The organism is Streptomyces arenae (assembly GCF_022343545.1).
GTDB lineage: Bacteria > Actinomycetota > Actinomycetes > Streptomycetales > Streptomycetaceae > Streptomyces > Streptomyces humi.
The window spans coordinates 73375-91562 of the sequence record NZ_JAKQYH010000055.1; the positions used below are offsets into that span (position 1 = coordinate 73375).

An 18188-nucleotide genomic window follows, 5' to 3' on the forward strand; every position below is an offset into this window, starting at 1 on the left:
GGGTCAGCCGGTCGTGACGGCGGTGTCGTCGACGACGAAGCTGGTCTGGAGCGAGGAGTCCTCGACACCGCTGAACTTCAGGGTGACGGTCGAGCCCGCGTAGGACCCGAGGCTGAAGGACTTCTGCACGTACCCGGAGGCCGCGTTCAGGTTGGAGTACGTGGCCAGGGTGGTCGAACCGGCGGTGACCGTCAGCTTGTCGTACTGGGTGCTGGTGGTGGTCTCGGCGGTGTCGATGTGCAGGTAGAAGGTGAACGTGGTGTTGGTGCAGCCGGACGGGATGGTCACCGACTGGGAGAGCGTGTCGGTGTGGGTGGAGCCGTAGCCGTCGAGCCAGGCGTAGTACGAGCCGCCGTGCGCCGACTCGCTGCTGGAGTTGGTGATGACGCCGCTGGAGGCGGTCCAGGTGGTGTTGCCCGACTCGAAGCCGTTGTTGCCGAGCAGCTGGGACGAGGTGCAGGAGCCGCCGCCGCTGGTGCTGACCGTCCAGGTGAAGGAGGCCGAGCCGGAGGCGCCGGTGGAGTCGGTCGCGGTGACGGTGGTGCTGTAGGTGCCCGCGGTGGACGCCGTGCCGGAGATCAGGCCGGTGGAACTGGAGATGGACAGGCCGGTGGGCAGGCCGGTCGCGCTGTAGGTGAGGGTGGCGCTCGCGCTGTCCGTCGCCGAGATCTGGAGGCTGACCGAGGAGCCGGTGGCGGTGGACTGGCTGCCCGGGTTGGTGACGGTCACCGTGTTGCCGGTGCTGGTGCCGGAGGCGAAGGCGGTGGTGCCGTTCGGGGTGCCCCAGCCGGTCGGGCCGTCATAGCCGGTTCCGGCGGTGCAGAAGTACGACGTCGAGCAGGAGCCGTTGTTGCCGCTGGTGACGTCGTACAGGTTGCCGGTGTGGGAGTACGGGTACTTCGCCGGGTAGTCGCTGGAGCCCGGGGTGCCCGCGAGGGCGTAGACGCCGGCGATGATCGGCGAGGAGGCGCTGGTGCCGCCGTAGACCGCCCAGCCGGAGCCGCCGTAGGTGTCGTAGACCGCGACACCGGTGGCCGGGTCGGCGACCGCGGAGACGTCGGCCTCCATGCGCTTGGTGCAGCCGGTGTCGGTCTGCCAGCTCGGCTTCGCGTCGTAGGAGGAGCAGCCGGAGCCGGTGCCCTCGGAGGAGCTGGTCTTCCAGACCGACTCGGTCCAGCCGCGGGTGGTGGAGGAGGTGGAGAGCGCGGTGCCGCCGACGGCGGTCACGTACTGGGAGGTCGCCGGGTACTCGGCGCCGTAGGCGCTGTCACCGGAGGAGACGGTGATCGCGACACCCGGGTGCTTGAAGTACGAGGTGTCCTCGCTGGTCTGCGAGGAGGACTCGGAGCCGCCCCAGCTGTTGGAGACGAACTTGGCGCCGAGCGCGACGGCCTCGTTCTCGGCGGTGCCGAGGTCCGAGTCGGTGGCGGAGTTCGCCTCGACCAGGATGATGTTGCAGTTCGGGCAGACCGCGCTGACCATGTCGATGTCGAGCGCTTCCTCGCCGGCCCAGCCGGAGTCGTTCGTCGGCAGCGAGGTCGTCGAACCGGTCTGACTGACCTGCTTGAAGCAGCCGTTGGCGACGGTGCACGCCGACAGGCCGTACTGCGAGCGGTAAGTGGCGAGGTCCGAGGCCGCGTTGGGGTCGTTGTAGGCGTCGACCACGGCAACGGTCAGGCCGGAGCCGCCCGTCGAGGGCAGGTTGTAGGCGCTGTGCAGGTTGGTCGGGCTCAGGCCGGAGGGGGCGGCGGCGAGCGCCGAGGACAGCTGCTGCTTGATGTCGGTGCGGCGCTGTGCGAAGCAGTTGGCCTCACCGGGCTTGGCGGCGGTGGCGCACAGGTGCTCGGTGGGCACCTTCTGCCCGGCCCTGCCGGTGCTGTGCACGGCCTGCCGGGCGGGGTCCGTCAGGGCCTTGGCGTTCTGGGTGGCCCGGGAGGTCTGGGCGGCCTGGACGGGGTGGGCGGCGGTCGCCTGCGCCTGCGCGGCCGGGGCCGCGACGAAACCGGAGACGGCCAGGGCGAGCGCGGGGAAGGCGAAGGCGAGGAGTCTTCGCACGCTCCGTCGTGATTCACGCATGGGGTACTGCCTCCATCGGTGGGGTTACAAGGCAGGCCCGTGACGCGCGTAGCGGCGGCAGAGTGCGCAGTCATGAGCATGACACTTCGAACACCCTGGGATGCCGATGAGCGTGGCATGACAGGACGGAGCAGAACCTAACGGGGTTCCGCCGAAGTCGGTTCCCCCGGGCGAAGATCTTTACTGGCCCGTAGAGGGCGCTTGGCCCCCTCATGAGAGGGGGTTGGCGCGTACATGATGAGGGCTATGCCCAGAGCTGACCCTGGAGGGTCGCGATGGCTTCCTCGGTGGTGGCGGCAGTGTAGACACCGGTCGACAGGTACTTCCAGCCGCCGTCGGCGACGACGAACACGATGTCCGCGCTCTCGCCCGCCTGTACGGCCTTCTTCCCGACGCCGAGCGCGGCGTGCAGCGCGGCCCCGGTGGAGACGCCCGCGAAGATGCCCTCCTGCTGGAGGAGGTCCCGGGTCCGGGTCACGGCGTCCGCCGAGCCGACCGAGAAGCGGGTGGTGAGCACCGAGGCGTCGTAGAGCTCGGGCACGAAGCCCTCGTCGAGGTTGCGCAGCCCGTACACGAGGTCGTCGTACCGCGGCTCGGCGGCGACGATCCGCACGTCCGGCTTGTGCTCGCGCAGATAGCGGCCGACGCCCATCAGCGTGCCCGTCGTACCGAGGCCCGCGACGAAGTGCGTGACGGACGGCAGGTCGGCGAGGATCTCGGGACCGGTCGTCGCGTAGTGCGCACCGGCGTTGTCCGGGTTGCCGTACTGGTACAGCATCACCCAGTCCGGGTGCTCGGCGGACAGCTCCTTGGCCACCCGTACGGCGGTGTTCGAGCCGCCGGCCGCCGGGCTGGAGATGATCTCCGCGCCCCACATGCCCAGCAGGTCACGGCGCTCCTGCGAGGTGTTCTCGGGCATCACGCAGACCATCCGGTAGCCCTTGAGCTTGGCGGCCATGGCCAGCGAGATGCCGGTGTTGCCGGAGGTCGGCTCCAGGATGGTGCAGCCCGGGGTGAGCCGGCCGTCCTTCTCCGCCTGTTCGATCATGTGCAGGGCGGGGCGGTCCTTGACCGAGCCGGTCGGGTTGCGGTCCTCCAGCTTGGCCCAGATCCGGACCTCGGGGGACGGCGAGAGCCGCGGCAGGCACACCAGGGGGGTGTTGCCGACCGCGGCCAGCGGGGAGTCGTACCGCATGCCGATCTCAGGCCATGCCGCCGGCGACGGCCGGCAGGATCGTCACGGTGTCGCCGTCGGAGAGCTTGGTGTTGATGCCGTCGACGAAGCGGACGTCCTCGTCGTTCAGGTACACGTTCACGAAGCGGCGGAGCTTGCCGTCGTCCACGATGCGGGCGTGGATGCCGGCGTGCCGGGTCTCGAGGTCGTTGAAGAGGTCGGCGAGGGTGTCACCGCTGCCCTCCACCGCCTTCTGACCGTCGGTGTACTGGCGGAGGATGGTCGGGATGCGGACCTCGATGGCCATGGCTCAGGGCTCCTGTCGGAAAGTCTGGGTGGGTGGGCGCGCAGCGGCACGCCGCGGCTCACGGCCGTACGGCGGCAGGGGTGACGTCAACAGATGGCGCTGTTCAGCCTGCACAGGTCGACGTGCAGCCGCGCCACGAGCATGCTGCCCGGCGCCTTCTCGCTCACGTCATGGAAAACCATGGGGTCATCGTATCGATTCCCGCCCCCGGATTCGGAATGTGATTCCGCATGATGGACGAATTCCGACCGAACTTCGAGACAGGCGGGACGTGGCCGACATGATGGGGCGCGAGGAACCGCGCGACCGGCCCCCACCGGCCCGCGGGTGACCACCGTCCGGACAGCGGAGGGAACGTCAGTAGGCCTCGACGATCGCGACCTCTTCCTCCGTGACCTCGCCGTCCACGATGCGGTACGAGCGGAACTGGAAGTCGCCGAGGCCGTCCGTGTCCGCCGTGGAGACGAGGACGTAGTGGGCGCCGGGCTCGTTCGCGTACGAGATGTCCGTCCGGGACGGGTACGCCTCCGTCGCCGTGTGGGAGTGGTAGATCACCACCGGCTCCTCGTCGCGGTCGTCCATCTCGCGGTACAGCTTCAGCAGGTCCCCGGAGTCGAACTCGTAGAACGTCGGGGACATCGCCGCGTTCAGCATCGGGATGAAGCGCTCGGGGCGGTCGGAGCCGGCCGGCCCGGCGACGACGCCGCACGCCTCGTCCGGGTGGTCCTTGCGCGCGTGGGCGACGATCTGGTCGACGAGGGCCTGGGTGATGGTCAGCATGGTCGCCAGGATAAGCAGAAGGGCCGCCCCGTACCGGTGGGTGGTACGGGACGGCCCAGATGCCGGACGCCCTGAGCGGCGGCCGCAGGGAGCGCCACGAGTGCTCCCTGTGGCCGGACGTCCGGGAGGGGGGTGGTCAGCTCACCTTCTCCGGCGCCCGCTCGCGGCGCTCGGTGACCTCGGGACTGCGGTTCTTCAGCACCTGCCAGCCGACGCCGAGCGCCGCGGCCCAGCCGGCCATCACGTAGAGGCAGACCCGGGAGTCGGCGTCGTACGCGATCAGGCAGGTCACGAAGAGCAGGAAGGCGATGGCGATCCAGCTGCACACCGCGCCGCCGGGCGCCGGGAAGGAGGAGGCCGGCAGCCGGCCCGCGTCGACCGCGCGGCGGTACAGGACGTGGCTGACCAGGATCATCAGCCAGGTCCAGATGCCGGCCGCGGTGGCGATGGAGGTGACGTAGCCGAACGCCTTCTCCGGGACGACGTAGTTGAGGACCACGCCGATGCCCATGAAGAGGACCGAGACCGTGACGCCGAACGCCGGGGTCTTGGACGCGGACAGCTTCTTGAACACGGCCGGTGCCTCACCGCTGTCGGCGAGGGTGCGCAGCATCCGGCCCGTGGAGTACATGCCGGAGTTGCAGGAGGACAGGGCGGCGGTCAGCACGACGAAGTTGACGATGCCGGCACCGGCCGGGATGCCGATCTTGGCGAAGGCTGCCACGAACGGGGAGACGCCCGGTGCGAACTCGGTCCACTTGACGACGCAGAGGATGACGGTGAGCGCGCCGACGTAGAAGAGGGCGATGCGCCAGGGGAGCGTGTTGATCGCCTTGGGGAGGGTCTTCTCGGGGTCCTCCGACTCGCCGGCGGTGACGCCGACCAGCTCGACCGCGAGGTAGGCGAACATGACGCCCTGGAGGGTCATCAGGGAGGAGCCGACGCCCTTGGGGAAGAAGCCGTCGAACTGGTAGAGGTTCGCGACCGACGCGGTGTCACCGGCGGAGCTGAACCCGAAGGTGAGGACACCGAGGCCGATCACGATCATGCCGATCAGGGCGGTGACCTTGACCATGGAGAACCAGAACTCCAGCTCTCCGAACACCTTCACGGAGATCAGGTTGACCCCGAAGAGCACCACCAGGAACACCAGGGCCGTCACCCACTGGGGGATGGCCGGGAACCAGTAGTGGACGTAGATCGCGGCGGCCGTCAGTTCGGCCATGCCCGTGACGACCCACATCAGCCAGTACGTCCAGCCGGTGAAGTAGCCGAAGAACGGGCCGAGGAACTCGCGGGAGTACTCGGCGAAGGAGCCGGAGACGGGCCGGTAGAGCAGGAGCTCGCCGAGGGCCCGCATGATGAAGAAGATGATGGCGCCGGCGAGGGCGTACATCAGGATCAGGCTGGGTCCCGCCTTGGCGATGTTCGCCCCGGCTCCCAGGAAGAGGCCGACGCCGATGGCGCCGCCGATCGCGATCATCTGGACCTGGCGGCTGCCGAGTCCGCGCTCGTACCCCTCTTCGGGAGCTTCGGAGGCGGCCCCGGAGGCTCCGGAGTCCTTCTCCGACGTGTCGACCTGAGCGGAGGTCATGTGTGGTGTGCGCCTTTCTCCATGCCGAACCGGGCCTCTCGTCGGCCTCGGATCGGGTTTCGATCCCCCCGGATTGATGGAGCGGTGCCTACCGGTGGTGGCCGGTTCGGTGGCGCACCCGGACGGCACATGGGTGGTGTGTCCGCCGGGCGGTCGTGAAGATTTATCACGCCCGCAACATTGATCACCGGGATCCGCCGAGAGGCATTGTGGCGCACACCACAGGAAGAAGCGGACAAAGTGTGGCCGAAAAGGGCATAAGCGGCCGCATCGGTGACGGGATCGTTATCCGGAATTGAGCGTCCTCTGAGCGAACACGAAATCCGGATCTTCTACTGCATAAGGGGCTCGGACTACGGCATCGGGGACTACGACATCGGGGACTGCGGCACCGGGGACTACGGCATCAGGGTGGCGACCAGGGTCTCCTGGAGGCCGCCGAGCCACAGGTACGCCATCACCATCGGCTTGCGCGGGTCCTCGTCGGGGAGCCGGTAGAGCAGGTCGGTGTCGTCCTCGTCGGTGATGTCGAGGCGGGAGCCGATGGCGAGGCGCAGGTCGTTGAGGGCGCCGAGCCACTGCCGGGACTCGCCCGGGGCCAGCTCCAGGACCGCGCCGCTCTCCTCCACGGGGGCGAGCGCGTCCAGGGAGCGGATCACCGCGAGGGCGCTCTCCCGCTTGCCGGCCCGCAGGTCGTTCTCGGTGTAGCGGCGGAACTCCGCGGAGTGGGCCTGCTGCTCCGCGGCCTCGTCGGACGAGTCCGGGACCCGCTCCGGGTCGCAGTAGGCGTCCGGGAAGAGCCGGCGCAGCACCGGGTCGGCGGGGGCCTCACTGGGTCCCTCGTTGAACAGTTCGGCGAGCGGGTCGTCGGGGGCGTCCTCGGCGGGTCCGGGGCCGATGAGCTCCAGGAGCTGGACGGCCAGCGACCGGATGATGGAGATCTCGACGTCGTCGAGCGCGACGGCCGCGCCGCCGCCGGGGAGCGGTTCGAAGATTCCTGGCATGGAGGGGGTTCGCTGCTTCCGGTCCTGGTCGGGGAGCCTGGCTGCTCGTCGAGGCTGTGGTGGGGGCCGCTTCCCGGGGGCTACTTCCGGTCCTGCTGGAGGGTGGCCCACAGGCCGTAGCCGTGCATCGCCTGCACGTCGCGTTCCATCTCCTCGCGGGTGCCGCTGGAGACGACCGCCCGGCCCTTGTGGTGGACGTCGAGCATGAGCTTGGTGGCCTTGTCCTTGGGATAGCCGAAGTACGTCTGGAAGACGTACGTCACGTAGCTCATGAGGTTGACGGGATCGTTGTGCACGATCGTGATCCACGGGACGTCGGGCTCGGGTACGGCGAAGACCTCCTCCGCCGACTCGGTGCGTTCGATCTCTACGGGAGCGGGTGACGTCACAGGGCCCATGCTGCCACGCGGGCCATAAATCGTCACACTGACGCGAAGGGGTGTAGCATCCGTAGTCATGAACACAGCGGACCTTGGGCTGCCGGTGGACGTCCCCTCGACGGCGCTCTTCACGGACCAGTACGAGCTGACGATGCTGCAGGCCGCCCTGAAGGCGGGCACCGCCGAGCGGCACAGCGTCTTCGAGGTCTTCACCCGGCGGCTGCCGGAAGGGCGTCGCTACGGCGCGCTGGCGGGCACCGGACGCGTCCTTGACGCGGTCCGGAACTTCCGTTTCGACGCGGACGTGCTCGGCTTCCTCGAGGAGCGCGGGATCGTCGACGGCCCCACCCTCCAGTGGCTGGCCGGTTACCGCTTCAGCGGCGACATCTGGGGTTACCCCGAGGGCGAGGTCTACTTCCCGGGCTCGCCGGTCCTGCGGGTGGAGGGGTCCTTCGGGGAGTGCGTACTGCTGGAGACCGTGATCCTCTCCATCCTCAACCACGACTCGGCGATCGCGGCCGCCGCCTCCCGGATGTCCTCGGCCGCCGGGGGCCGCCCGCTGATCGAGATGGGTGCCCGCCGCACCCACGAGCTGGCCGCCGTCGCCGCCTCCCGCGCCGCCTACGTCGGCGGTTTCGCGACCACCTCCGACCTGGCGGCCGGGTTCCGCTACGGCATCCCCACCGTCGGCACCTCCGCCCACGCCTTCACCCTGCTGCACGACCGGGAACGGGACGCCTTCCGCGCCCAGGTCGACTCGCTCGGCCGGGGCACCACCCTGCTGGTGGACACCTACGACGTCGCCGAGGCGGTCCGTACGGCCGTGGAGGTGGCCGGGCCCGAGCTGGGCGCCGTCCGGATCGACTCCGGTGACCTGCTGCTGGTCGCCCACCGGGTGCGCCAGCAGCTGGACGAGCTGGGCGCGACGGACACGAAGATCGTGGTGACGTCCGACCTCGACGAGTACGCCATCGCCTCGCTCGCCGCGGCGCCCGTGGACGCGTACGGCGTCGGCACCCAGCTGGTGACCGGCTCCGGGCACCCCACCTGCTCCATGGTCTACAAGCTGGTGGCGCGCACCGAGTCCGCCGACCCGAACGCGCCGCTGGTGCCGGTGGCGAAGAAGTCGACCGGCGGCAAGACGTCGGTCGGGGGGCGTAAGTGGGCCGCGCGGCGGCTGGACGCCGACGGGGTGGCGGAGGCCGAGGTCGTCGGCACCGGTGAGGTGCCGGCCGCGCTGGCCGACCGGCAGCTCCTGGTCGAACTGGTGAAGTCCGGCGAGGTGGTCGCGCGCGAGCCCCTGGACGCGCCCCGCGCACGCCATGCGGCGGCCAAGGCCAACCTGCCCCTCTCCGCGACCCAGCTCTCCCGGGGAGAACCGGTCATCCCGACGGAGTACGTCCAGGGGCGCTCGGGTAGCTAGAGCGGGTGCCCGCGTACGCGCCCTGTAAGGCCCCCTCCCCTACGCCCCCGTAACTCTCTACGCTCGGAGGTTCAGGCCGGACCCGCACGCCCTCGTCGCGCGTCTCTCCCTTCGACACAACCCGATACCGAATCCGAAGGACTCCACCATGCGCCGCGCCTTGATCGTCGTCGATGTGCAGAACGACTTCTGCGAAGGGGGCAGCCTCGCCGTGGCCGGGGGCGCCGACGTGGCCGCCGCGATCACGGAGCTGATCGGGCAGGCGCCGGCCGGGTACCGCCACGTGGTGGCGACCCGCGACCACCACATTGCGCCGGGCGGCCACTTCGCGGACAACCCCGACTACGTCCACAGCTGGCCCGCGCACTGCGTCGCCGGCACGGAGGGCGTGGGCTTCCATCCGAACTTCGCCCCGGCGGTCGCCTCCGGCGCGGTGGACGCGGTGTTCAGCAAGGGGGCGTACGCGGCGGCGTACAGCGGGTTCGAGGGCGCCGACGAGAACGGGGTGAAGCTGGCGGAGTGGCTGCGCGCCCGCAAGATCGACGAGGTGGACGTGGTGGGCATCGCGACGGACCACTGCGTGCGGGCCACGGCCCTGGACGCCGTGCAAGCGGGCTTCCGCACCCAGGTCCTCCTTGCCCTCACGGCGGGCGTCGCCGAGGCGACCACCCAGCGGGCCCTGGAGGAGCTCCGCGAGGCAGGCGTAGAACTGACCGGCAAGCCGGTGGTCTAGCCGCCCCTGAATTCCACCGGTCACCTTGGATCCCGCCGCGGCGGCGCTCAGCCACGGCGGTGGACTCCGGCGGTGCCGAGCCCGCCGGTGGGCACGTGCGGGGCGGTGGGGGCCGGTCGCGCAGTTCCCCAGCCCCTGGGTTTCCGCCGCTGATCCCGGCTCCTATCGGCCACCCCGGATTCCGCCGATCATCTGGATTCCGCCGGTCACCCTGGATTCCGCTGCGGCGGCGCTCAGCCGCGGCGGTGGACTCCGGCGGTGTCGAGCCGGCCGGTGGGCACGTGCGGGGCGGTGGGGGCCGGTCGCGCAGTTCCCCGCGCCCCTGGGTTTCCGCCGCTCATCCCGGCTCCTATCGGCCACCCCGGATTCCGCCGATCATCTGGATCCCACCGGTCACCCTGGATTCCGCCGCGGCGGCGCTCAGCCACGGCGGTGGACTCCGGCGGTGCCGAGCCGGCCGGTGGGCACGTGCGGGACGGTGGGGGCTGGTCGCGCAGTTCCCCGCGCCCCTGGTGGGGCGTTAGGCCGCTGCTGATCTTCGGAGGAGGGATCTGATGGGTCTCCAGAGTTCCAGGGGGGTGACACCGTTGTCAGGGGTTGTTCGCCATATGAGGCCGTCGGGGTGGTGGAGGACGGCCGTGATCTCGTCCGGGGTCGGCGGGGCGGCGTTGCCCCGCAGGTAGACCGCTCGCATGCCGAGGTTGCGGAGCCTGGTCAGGGCCCGGGCCCGGTTCTGGGCGTGGACCAGCACGCGCACGGCGGACGAGCCGTCCGCGGTGGTCGGACTGGGCAGATTCAGCGCCACCACCACCATGCCGTTCGGCAGCTTGCAGAACCCTCCTGCGGTCATACGGTCACACCCCCGTGCACGTCGGTGTCAATAAGAAATCCACAGGACGCACCTAAACACGATCGGCGGCGACCCGCCAAGGGGTCGCCGCCGATACGTCTCTGACCTGCGGTAATGCGAACTACTTCACTGCGGGGGCCACCTGGACGGAGATCGTCGAGCCGTCTCGCGCTTCCTTGACGATCTTGATCTTGGTGTTGGTGTCAGTGATCTTGACGCCGGCGGCCGGGTTCGACGCGTCGTAGTAGGTGCTGGCGTGGTCGTCGAAGACCGACACCCCGCGCGAGCCCTTGATCTTCGTCGCGACGTCCGCCTTGTGCAGCGTGATGCCGTCGGTGTCGTACAGGCTGAACGGCGAGTCGTAGGCCTGGACGCGGTTGCGCATCAGCGTGCCGTCGGACCACTTCAGCGGCGCCGGGTGGGAGTCGACCGGAAGGATCAGACCGGTGCCCGGGTGACCGCCGTCGCCCGTGTGCGTGTTGTTGTCCGCCTCGGAGGTGTCCCACTTCCAGATCAACAGGCCGTTCTGGTACGGGTAGTGCTCCACCCAGTCCGGACGGGTCGTAGAGAAGCCGAAGTTGTACGGGCCGACCTGGAGGGTCTTGTCGTACGACACGTACTGGCGGTTCTCCGCGATGTAGTACTGCGCGTAGTCCTTGGTGAAGGACGCGCCGATCCGGGAGAAGCCGGACGCGGTCCAAGCGGCGTCCGCCGACTCCGCGTTGTCGGAGAAGACGGTCGAACCGTCGGCCGTCACCGCGATCTCGTCGGCCGCGAAGCCCTTCAGGGCCACCCCGCCGTCGGTCTGGTAGCGGAAGCGGAGCTGGATCTTCTGGCCCGCGTAGGCGTCCAGCGGGTACGACAGCTTGGCGTACGCGTCGATCGAACCGGTGAGCGCCGGCTTGTCGCTGCCGTCGCGCGGGATGGCCGCGCCGTTCACCGTGCCGTCCAGGGCGGTCCAGTTGGCGCCGCCGTCGGTGGACACCTCGGCGTAGAGGTAGTCGTAGTTCGCCTCGATGTCGTACCAGCCGTCGAGCGAGAGCGTCGCGGACGACTTGCCGGTGAGGTCGACGTCACGGGTCAGCGTGTTCTTCAGGTCGTTGCCGCTGCCGCTCCACCACTGGGCCGAGCCCTGGGCGGGGGTGACGACGGTGGTGGTGACCGCCTTGTCGGGCAGCGAGACCACCAGGGCCTGCTTGTTCTTGGTGTTGTACTCGGCGACGCCCAGCTTGTGGCGGGACTTGGTGGCCGCCTTCGCCACGTCGTAGTCGAGCCAGCCCAGCTGGAGCTTGTCCCAGGCGTTCATGTCGCCCGGCAGGTCGCCGATGGCCTCCTTGCCGGTGCCCAGCCAGGAACCGGAGGACATCAGGGTCCAGAAACCGGTGGAGTTCTCGCCGCCGTCGGTGTCGTACTCGTCCGGCAGGCCGAGGTCGTGGCCGTACTCGTGGGCGTAGACGCCGAGGCCGCCGTTCTCCGGCTGCATGGTGTAGTCGCCGACCCAGATGCCGGTGTCGCCGACCTGGGTGCCGCCGAGCTTGTTGTCCGCGGGGCCGGTGGCGCCGGCGTCGGTGCCGAAGGCGTACCAGCGGTGCGCCCAGATCGCGTCGGTGCCCTGGGCACCGCCGCCCGCGGACTCGTCCTCGCCGGCGTGCACGATCTGGAAGTGGTCGACGTAGCCGTCCGGCTCGTTGAAGTTGCCGTCGCCGTCGTAGTCGTAGCGGTCCCACTGGTCGTACTGGGCCAGGTCCGCCTTGATCGCGGCGTCGGACTCGCCGGCCGCCTTCTGGTCGGCGACCCAGGCGTTCAGGCCGTCGCGCACCAGGTTCCAGACGCTGGAGCAGGTGGTGGAGCCGCAGGCGTTGTTGCCGTAACGGGCCTCGTTGTACGGGACCTTGACCCAGTCGGTGACCTCACCGTCGACCGAGTAGCGGCCCGAGGACTGCTTCTCGTAGTACTTCTTCAGCGACTCGGTGTTCTTGCCGGTGCCGAAGTAGAGGTCCTGGAAGTGCTGCTGGTTGTAGTCCGCCTGCCAGGCCGTGGAGTTGTCCTTGGTGCGGTCCGGCTGGGCTATCTGGTTGTGCAGCGGGCCGGCCGTGCCGTTGTACCGGGGGTCCGTCTGGTCCCCGAACTCCACCAGGATCGTGAAGATCTTGTCCGTCTTCTCGCGGCCGAGCTCGACGTACTTGCTGTCGCCCTTCTTGCTCTTCAGCTGGACGACCTTGGAACCGTCACGGTCCTTGACCTGGGCCTTACCGGATATGACCTGGTCGAGGGCCTCCTGGCGCTGGGCCGACTGGGTCTTGCTCAGCGGGCCGTCCAGGTCGTGCTCGTCCTGCTTCGCCGACGGGTCGTGCCGGTCGACGGTGGCGCTCTTCGCCGGGGTCGCGGCCTGGGCGACCGCGAAGGTGGTGAAACCTGCGGAGGCGGTCGCGAGCGTCACGCCGACGGCGAGTGCTCTGAACGTCCAGGGTCTGCTGGTCACTTGAGTTCCTCCCCCGCGCCGCGCGCACGGAAGGGGACCGGGTGGTGGTTGGGGGTCCGTGCACGCACGATCAACGCGTCGATTCAAGTGACGACATTTGACTACTGGTTTACGAGAAAAGACAGACCTTGACTCAGACACTTCAACTCCAGTATGCGGAGCAGAAGTTCGCTTTACGGACACTCCGGAGCGGAGCCGGACATGGATAACCGGCGCGCATATGCATCCAGTGGGCGAGACCCATGCGTCCGTGCGCCCCCTGTGCACCGGTACCGTGGGTTAGGTCACGCTTACCGGACGTTCCGCTCGGGCACACACGCGAATAGAGTCGAATGGTGGAACGTCCGGAAGCCGGTGGAATGCCAGGCCGGCTACCCGTCTCACCTCCACATCTCCCGAGGACACGATTGCCATGCCTCGTCCGACCCCGGCACAGCTCGTCTACGGTTCCTGCACCGTGATCTGCTCGACGCTCGCCATGCTGCTGCTGTCACAGACGAGTTCGGGCATCGGGATCGCGGTCATCGCGCTCGCCGCGCTCGGTCTGGGACTGCTGGTGGCCATGACGGTCCCGCTTCCCCGGCCGCGCACGGTCGCCCGGTCCGAGCCCGCCTCCACCGCACTCTCCGAGATCCGGTTCCCCGTGCACCGGGAGACCGTGGCCGCCGCCGCGGCCGAACCCGTCCGGGAGCCCACCGCGCCCTGACGCGCACCACGCAGCGGAAGCCGGCGGGGCCGTGAGACTGACGGCCCCGCCGGCTGCTGTGCGCCCCCCTCCGGGCACCGCCCGTGGCCCCCTCGTGGCTACCTCGTACTGACGACGACCGTCTTGGCGGCCTTGTCGTGCAGCCCCTGTTTGTACGGCTTGTCGAAGAAGCTCCAGCCGCCGCAGATCACCGTCCAGACACAGGCGCAGCAGAACGCGAACGGCAGCCAGAGCACCAGGGCGCGGACGAGCGAGGTCTGGGTGGAGGGCGTGGCGCCGTCGTTCAGGTTGGCGACCCGCATGCCGAGCCACTTCTTGCCCAGGGTCTGGCCCGACTTGGCGATCAGCAGGGTGTCGTAGGCGACGAACAGGACGGCGGCGATGATCGACTGCGCGAGGGACTTGCCGACCTGGACCTTGTCGCCGTTCACCTCGTACTCGCGCACCCCGAAGGCCCAGGTGAGCAACCAGACCACGATGAGCACCAGGACCATGTCGATGATCCGGGCGAGGGTGCGCCTGCCGCTGTCGGCGAGCGGCGGCATCCCGGCGAGCGGATCGGCCGGGTAGCCGCCCTGACCCGCGCCTCCGTAGGGGCCGCCGCCGGGACCGCCGCCTCCATAGGGGCCGCCGCCGCCCGCACCGTAGGGGCCGCCGCCGTAGGAGGGCGGCGGGGGCTGCTTCCTGAACGGGTCTTCCTCCGGCGGCTCTCCGGAGCCCGGCGGCGGCGGGGGCGGTTCGGTGCTCATGGCCCGAGTGGACCGCGAGGCGGCCCGGCCCGCATCCGGCGAGCCGCCGTACGGGTCATGTTCCCGCTACGAAGGTGTGCGCCGCCTTGTCGTGCCAGCACTGGTGCCAGGGCCGGTCGAACAGGCACCAGGCGACACCGACGACCCCGATGCCGAGCAGCCCCGGCACGGTGTACACCAGCCAGCGGCGCAGCGCGGCGCCGAAGGCCGGCGGCTCGTGGCCCTCGATGTCCCGTACCTCCAGGCCGAACAGCCTCTTTCCGAGCGTGCGGCCCCACCGGGCGGTGGGCAGCACCTCGTAGAGGACGCCGACGGCCAACAGGACGGCGAGCACGATCCCCAGGTAGAGGCCCGTGGTGCCGTCGAGCAGCCAGACGGTCTCGGTACGGCCGGACAGTTTCGCCGCGTCGATCTTGTCCTGGACGTGGTCGGCGGCCTTGGTGCCGAACGGGACGGCGGCGGCCGCGGTCACCATGCCGACGACCAGGCTGTCGACGAGCCGGGCGGCGAACCGCCTGCCGAGCCCGGCGGGGCGGGCCGCGGCCTGGCGCCGGGCGGCCGCCTGGAAGACGTCCTCCACCGGCGGCTTCCAGGGGGCGACCTGCTGGTCACCGGCGAGTTGGTGCACCTGCTGGGGCCACGAGGACTGCCCGCCGCCGGAGCCGGAGGCCATGGGACCGGCGGGAGCGGCGGGAGCGGCCGACACGGGCTGCGGCGCGGCGGACTGCGGGGGCACGCCGGGGGCGACGGCCTGGGAGGCGCCGACGGCACCGGCGGCAGCGGGGCCGGTGGGCAACGGCTGGGCCGCTGCCGCCCGTTCCGCGGCGGCCTTCCCGGCCCCGAAACCGGGCCGTCCGGCACCGGCGGCACCGGCCGCGGCACCGGGCCCACCGGCCGCTACCGCGCCGGGCGCGCCAACGGGCCCCTGCGCACCGAACCCACCGGAACCGGCCGCGCCTTGAGCGCCGAAACCACCCGCACCACCGGAACCGGCCGAACCGGCCGCTCCCTGAGTACCGTGACCGCGTGCCCCGGACGCGCCCGCCGGGCCGGCCCCGCCTGCCGCCGCACCCCCGGCACCTCCATCCGCACCTGCGCCGCCCTGTGCGCCCGCGGCCGGTTTCGGGGGGTCCTCGCCGCGGATCGGGCGGAACGTCATCGTGCCCTCGTCCACGGGGGGCCGGCCGGCCGCGGGGCCGACCGTCGGCCTGCGGAAGACGAACGTGCCGCCGGAGTCGACGTCGCCCCGGTCCGCCGGCGGGGTGGACGCCGTACCCTCCGGGCCGGAGAGCGCCGACCGCGGGTCCGTGCCCCAGGCCGTCCCCTCGGCCGTCCAGCCGGAGGCCGCGGGCGGCTGCGGGTCCTCGTCGAAGAAGTGCGGGCCGGTCTCCTCGACGGCGGCCGCGGGGCGGGAACCGGTCGGCGGGGCGAGCGGTTCACCGGCGGCCGGGGCCGGACGGCTGGTACCCGGCACCCACGCGGCACCGTTCCAGTAACGGACGTAGCCGGGGATGGACGGGTCCGGGTAGTAGCCCTCGCGGGGCCGTTCGTCACCGGGTGCCGGAGTTGGGGCGCTCATGTCCGTCGTCCCGTATCTGCTCGGGGGTCGTGTGGGAGCCTCCACATCTATCAGACGCGGGTGCCCGTCACCGCCAGTCCCGCAGGACCCGCCCCTTTCCGGGCAGCCCTGTGCACCCCCTTCACCACATCGGAAAAAAATTTCCCGGAACCCGCGTAATGCTCGCGGCCCCGGCCGCTCTCCACTCGTACAGGCCCGGCGGAGGACCCGACGGGGGATCGTACGACTGATCGAGAGAGGAAACGGACGTCATGCATCACACCGTGGTGGAACGCGAACTGGAGCTGCGGCTCATCCTGTCCCCCGAGCGGAGCATCCAGGTCCCGGCCCGGCTCAGCTACCGCTCCGCCGACCCCTACGCCGTCCACGTCGGCTTCCACATCAACTCGGAGTGCCCGGTCCACTGGACGTTCGCCCGCGACCTGCTGGTGGAAGGGGTGTTCCGGCCGAGCGGGCACGGGGACGTGCGGGTGTGGCCGACGAGGTCGGAGGGCCGCAGCGTGGTGCTGATGGCCCTGAGCTCACCCGACGGCGACGCCCTCCTGGAGGCGCCGACCGCTCAGGTGTCCGCCTGGCTGGAGCGGACGCTGCGCGCGGTGCCGCCGGGGACGGAGGGCGCGCGGCTGGGGATCGACGACGCGCTCGACCAGCTGCTCGCCCGGTGAGGGCGTCCGCGGATGGGGTCAGAACAGCTTGCCGGGATTGAGGATGCCCAGCGGGTCGAAGACGTGTTTGACGGCCCGCTGCATCTCCACGCCCACCGGCCCGATCTCCCGGGCCAGCCACTCCTTCTTCAGGACGCCGACGCCGTGTTCGCCGGTGATGGTGCCGCCGAGTTCCAGGCCGAGGGCCATGATCTCGTCGAAGGACTCCCGGGCGCGGGCGCATTCGTCGGGGTCCTGCGCGTCGAAGCAGACGGTGGGGTGGGTGTTGCCGTCGCCGGCGTGGGCGACCACCCCGATGGTCAGCCCGTGCTTGCCGGCGATGCGTTCCACCCCTTCGAGCATGTCGCCGAGCCGGGAACGCGGCACACACACGTCGTCGATCATCGTCGTGCCCTTGACCTTCTCCAGGGCGATCAGCGAGGAGCGGCGGGCCTGGAGGAGCAGCTCGGACTCGGCGGCGTCGTCGGCCGGTACCACCTGGGTGGCGCCCGCGGCCTCGCAGAGCCGGCCGACGGCGGCGAGGTCCGCGGCCGGGTCCGGGGTGTCGAACGCGGCGAGCAGCAGCGCCTCGGTGGTCTCCGGCAGCCCCATGTGGGTGAGTTCGTTGACGGCCCGCACGGTCGTCCGGTCCATCAGTTCGAGCAGGGACGGCACATGGCCGCCCGCCATGATCCGGCACACCGCGTCGCAGGCGGCGGTCGCGGAGCCGAACTCGGCGGCCAGCACCAGCTGCTGCGGCGGCTTGGGCTTCAGCGCGAGGACGGCGCGCACGACGACACCGAGCGAGCCCTCGGAGCCGACGAAGAGCCGGGTGAGGTCGTACCCGGCGACGCCCTTCGCCGTCCGCCTGCCGGTGGACATCAGCCGCCCGTCGGCGAGGACGACGTCCAGGCCGAGGACGTACTCGGCGGTCACGCCGTACTTCACGCAGCACAGCCCGCCGGACGCGGTGCCGATGTTGCCGCCGATCGTGCACATCTCCCAGCTGGAGGGGTCCGGCGGGTAGTAGAGGCCGTGCTCCTCGACGGCCCGGGAGAAGTCGGCGTTGACGACGCCGGGTTCGACGACCGCGACGCGGTCCACCGGCGAGATCTCCAGGATGCGGTCCATCCGGGTCAGGGACAGCACGATGCAGCCGTCGACGGCGTTGGCGGCGCCGGACAGGCCGGTGCGGGCGCCCTGCGGGACGACCGGGACGCGCAGTTCCGTGGCCACGCGCATGACGTGCTGGACCTGCTCGACCGTGCGGGGCAGCACGACGGCGGCCGGGGAGCCGGCCGGGCAGAAGCTCGCCATGTCGTTGGCGTAGGAGGCGGTCACGTCGGGGTCGACGAGGACCGCCTCGGCCGGCAGGCCCGCGAGGAGCCGGTCGGTGAGGTTGCTGGTGGCCTCGTCCCGAGGCGCTTCGATACGGCTCATGATCACAGCGTCGCACCCGGGGCCATCGGTGTGAACCCCGCAGGGCCCGCCCTTGGGCCGCCCGGACGCAGTGGTCGTATTGACGCACAGTGAGCGGCATGTGCGCGCTCGAAAACCGACAGTCCGGGCCCGGTTCCTCGTTGCTCGCGGAGCCCGGCCCGCCGGGCCGGCGGCGCCGGGTGCTGCGGCGGCTGCTGGTGGTCGCGCTGGCCGGCGGGGTGGCGGCCGGCGGGACGCTGCTGCTGTGGCCGCACGAGCCGCACCGCG

17 protein-coding genes are annotated in these 18188 nt (G+C 70.6%); 4 read left to right on the forward strand and 13 right to left on the reverse strand.

The features are described from left to right. Positions 1 to 3 precede the first annotated feature (3 nt). The 8 genes from MB828_RS24830 to clpS all read right to left on the reverse strand — a co-directional run bounded on the left by MB828_RS24830 (position 4) and on the right by clpS (position 7333). Positions 4 to 2076 carry a S53 family peptidase gene (locus tag MB828_RS24830; RefSeq protein ID WP_301650160.1) on the reverse strand — a complete coding sequence of 691 codons (2073 nt, stop codon included), beginning with the start codon at positions 2074 to 2076 and terminating at the stop codon, positions 4 to 6. Positions 2077 to 2320: 244 nt separating this feature from the next. Next, positions 2321 to 3271 carry a PLP-dependent cysteine synthase family protein gene (locus tag MB828_RS24835; RefSeq protein ID WP_133021652.1) on the reverse strand — a complete coding sequence of 317 codons (951 nt, stop codon included), beginning with the start codon at positions 3269 to 3271 and terminating at the stop codon, positions 2321 to 2323. 7 nt (positions 3272 to 3278) lie between these two features. After that, positions 3279 to 3557 carry a MoaD/ThiS family protein gene (locus MB828_RS24840; RefSeq protein ID WP_046732596.1) on the reverse strand — a complete coding sequence of 93 codons (279 nt, stop codon included), beginning with the start codon at positions 3555 to 3557 and terminating at the stop codon, positions 3279 to 3281. Between the two features lie 86 nt (positions 3558 to 3643). Next, complete coding sequence (locus MB828_RS46690; RefSeq protein ID WP_338059066.1) at positions 3644 to 3739, reverse strand: putative leader peptide; 96 nt, start codon at positions 3737 to 3739, stop codon at positions 3644 to 3646. Between the two features lie 175 nt (positions 3740 to 3914). Next, positions 3915 to 4337, reverse strand: coding sequence for a Mov34/MPN/PAD-1 family protein (locus tag MB828_RS24845; RefSeq protein WP_133021651.1), 423 nt, complete (start codon positions 4335 to 4337; stop codon positions 3915 to 3917). A gap of 136 nt (positions 4338 to 4473) precedes the next feature. Further along, entirely contained in the window at positions 4474 to 5931 is a 1458-nt protein-coding gene (locus MB828_RS24850) for an amino acid permease (protein WP_301650161.1), read from the reverse strand. Positions 5932 to 6329: 398 nt separating this feature from the next. Further along, positions 6330 to 6935, reverse strand: coding sequence for a DUF2017 domain-containing protein (locus MB828_RS24855; RefSeq protein ID WP_133021649.1), 606 nt, complete (start codon positions 6933 to 6935; stop codon positions 6330 to 6332). 80 nt (positions 6936 to 7015) lie between these two features. Further along, positions 7016 to 7333 (reverse strand): ATP-dependent Clp protease adapter ClpS, encoded by a 318-nt coding sequence (gene clpS, locus MB828_RS24860; protein ID WP_133021648.1) that lies wholly within the window; start codon positions 7331 to 7333, stop codon positions 7016 to 7018. Between the two features lie 58 nt (positions 7334 to 7391). On the opposite strand from clpS, the gene MB828_RS24865 reads away from it, so the two are divergent. Both MB828_RS24865 and MB828_RS24870 read left to right on the forward strand, forming a co-directional pair. Continuing rightward, positions 7392 to 8738: a nicotinate phosphoribosyltransferase gene (locus MB828_RS24865; RefSeq protein WP_301650162.1), complete on the forward strand. Its 1347-nt coding sequence runs from the start codon at positions 7392 to 7394 to the stop codon at positions 8736 to 8738. A gap of 148 nt (positions 8739 to 8886) precedes the next feature. Further along, positions 8887 to 9471 carry an isochorismatase family protein gene (locus MB828_RS24870; RefSeq protein WP_133021646.1) on the forward strand — a complete coding sequence of 195 codons (585 nt, stop codon included), beginning with the start codon at positions 8887 to 8889 and terminating at the stop codon, positions 9469 to 9471. Positions 9472 to 9991: 520 nt separating this feature from the next. On the opposite strand, the gene MB828_RS24875 is transcribed toward MB828_RS24870, so the two are convergent. Both MB828_RS24875 and MB828_RS24880 read right to left on the reverse strand, forming a co-directional pair. Continuing rightward, positions 9992 to 10321 (reverse strand): hypothetical protein, encoded by a 330-nt coding sequence (locus MB828_RS24875; protein WP_133021645.1) that lies wholly within the window; start codon positions 10319 to 10321, stop codon positions 9992 to 9994. A gap of 121 nt (positions 10322 to 10442) precedes the next feature. After that, positions 10443 to 12803: an immune inhibitor A domain-containing protein gene (locus tag MB828_RS24880; protein WP_301650163.1), complete on the reverse strand. Its 2361-nt coding sequence runs from the start codon at positions 12801 to 12803 to the stop codon at positions 10443 to 10445. 412 nt (positions 12804 to 13215) lie between these two features. On the opposite strand from MB828_RS24880, the gene MB828_RS24885 reads away from it, so the two are divergent. Next, positions 13216 to 13509 (forward strand): hypothetical protein, encoded by a 294-nt coding sequence (locus tag MB828_RS24885; RefSeq protein WP_133021643.1) that lies wholly within the window; start codon positions 13216 to 13218, stop codon positions 13507 to 13509. Between the two features lie 98 nt (positions 13510 to 13607). Here MB828_RS24885 and MB828_RS24890 read toward each other — a convergent pair whose 3' ends face one another. Beyond that, the gene (locus MB828_RS24890; RefSeq protein WP_301650164.1) at positions 13608 to 14258 is read right to left on the reverse strand and encodes an RDD family protein; all 651 of its coding nucleotides are present in this window, start codon (positions 14256 to 14258) and stop codon (positions 13608 to 13610) included. A gap of 55 nt (positions 14259 to 14313) precedes the next feature. Next, positions 14314 to 15837, reverse strand: a complete 1524-nt coding sequence (locus MB828_RS24895) for an RDD family protein (RefSeq protein WP_301650165.1) — start codon at positions 15835 to 15837, stop codon at positions 14314 to 14316. 251 nt (positions 15838 to 16088) lie between these two features. On the opposite strand from MB828_RS24895, the gene MB828_RS24900 reads away from it, so the two are divergent. Continuing rightward, complete coding sequence (locus MB828_RS24900) at positions 16089 to 16502, forward strand: SsgA family sporulation/cell division regulator (protein WP_133021640.1); 414 nt, start codon at positions 16089 to 16091, stop codon at positions 16500 to 16502. Between the two features lie 18 nt (positions 16503 to 16520). Here the strand turns inward: MB828_RS24900 and MB828_RS24905 are convergent, their stop codons facing one another. Next, positions 16521 to 17927: an FAD-binding oxidoreductase gene (locus MB828_RS24905; protein WP_301650166.1), complete on the reverse strand. Its 1407-nt coding sequence runs from the start codon at positions 17925 to 17927 to the stop codon at positions 16521 to 16523. Between the last annotated feature and the right edge of the window lie 261 nt (positions 17928 to 18188).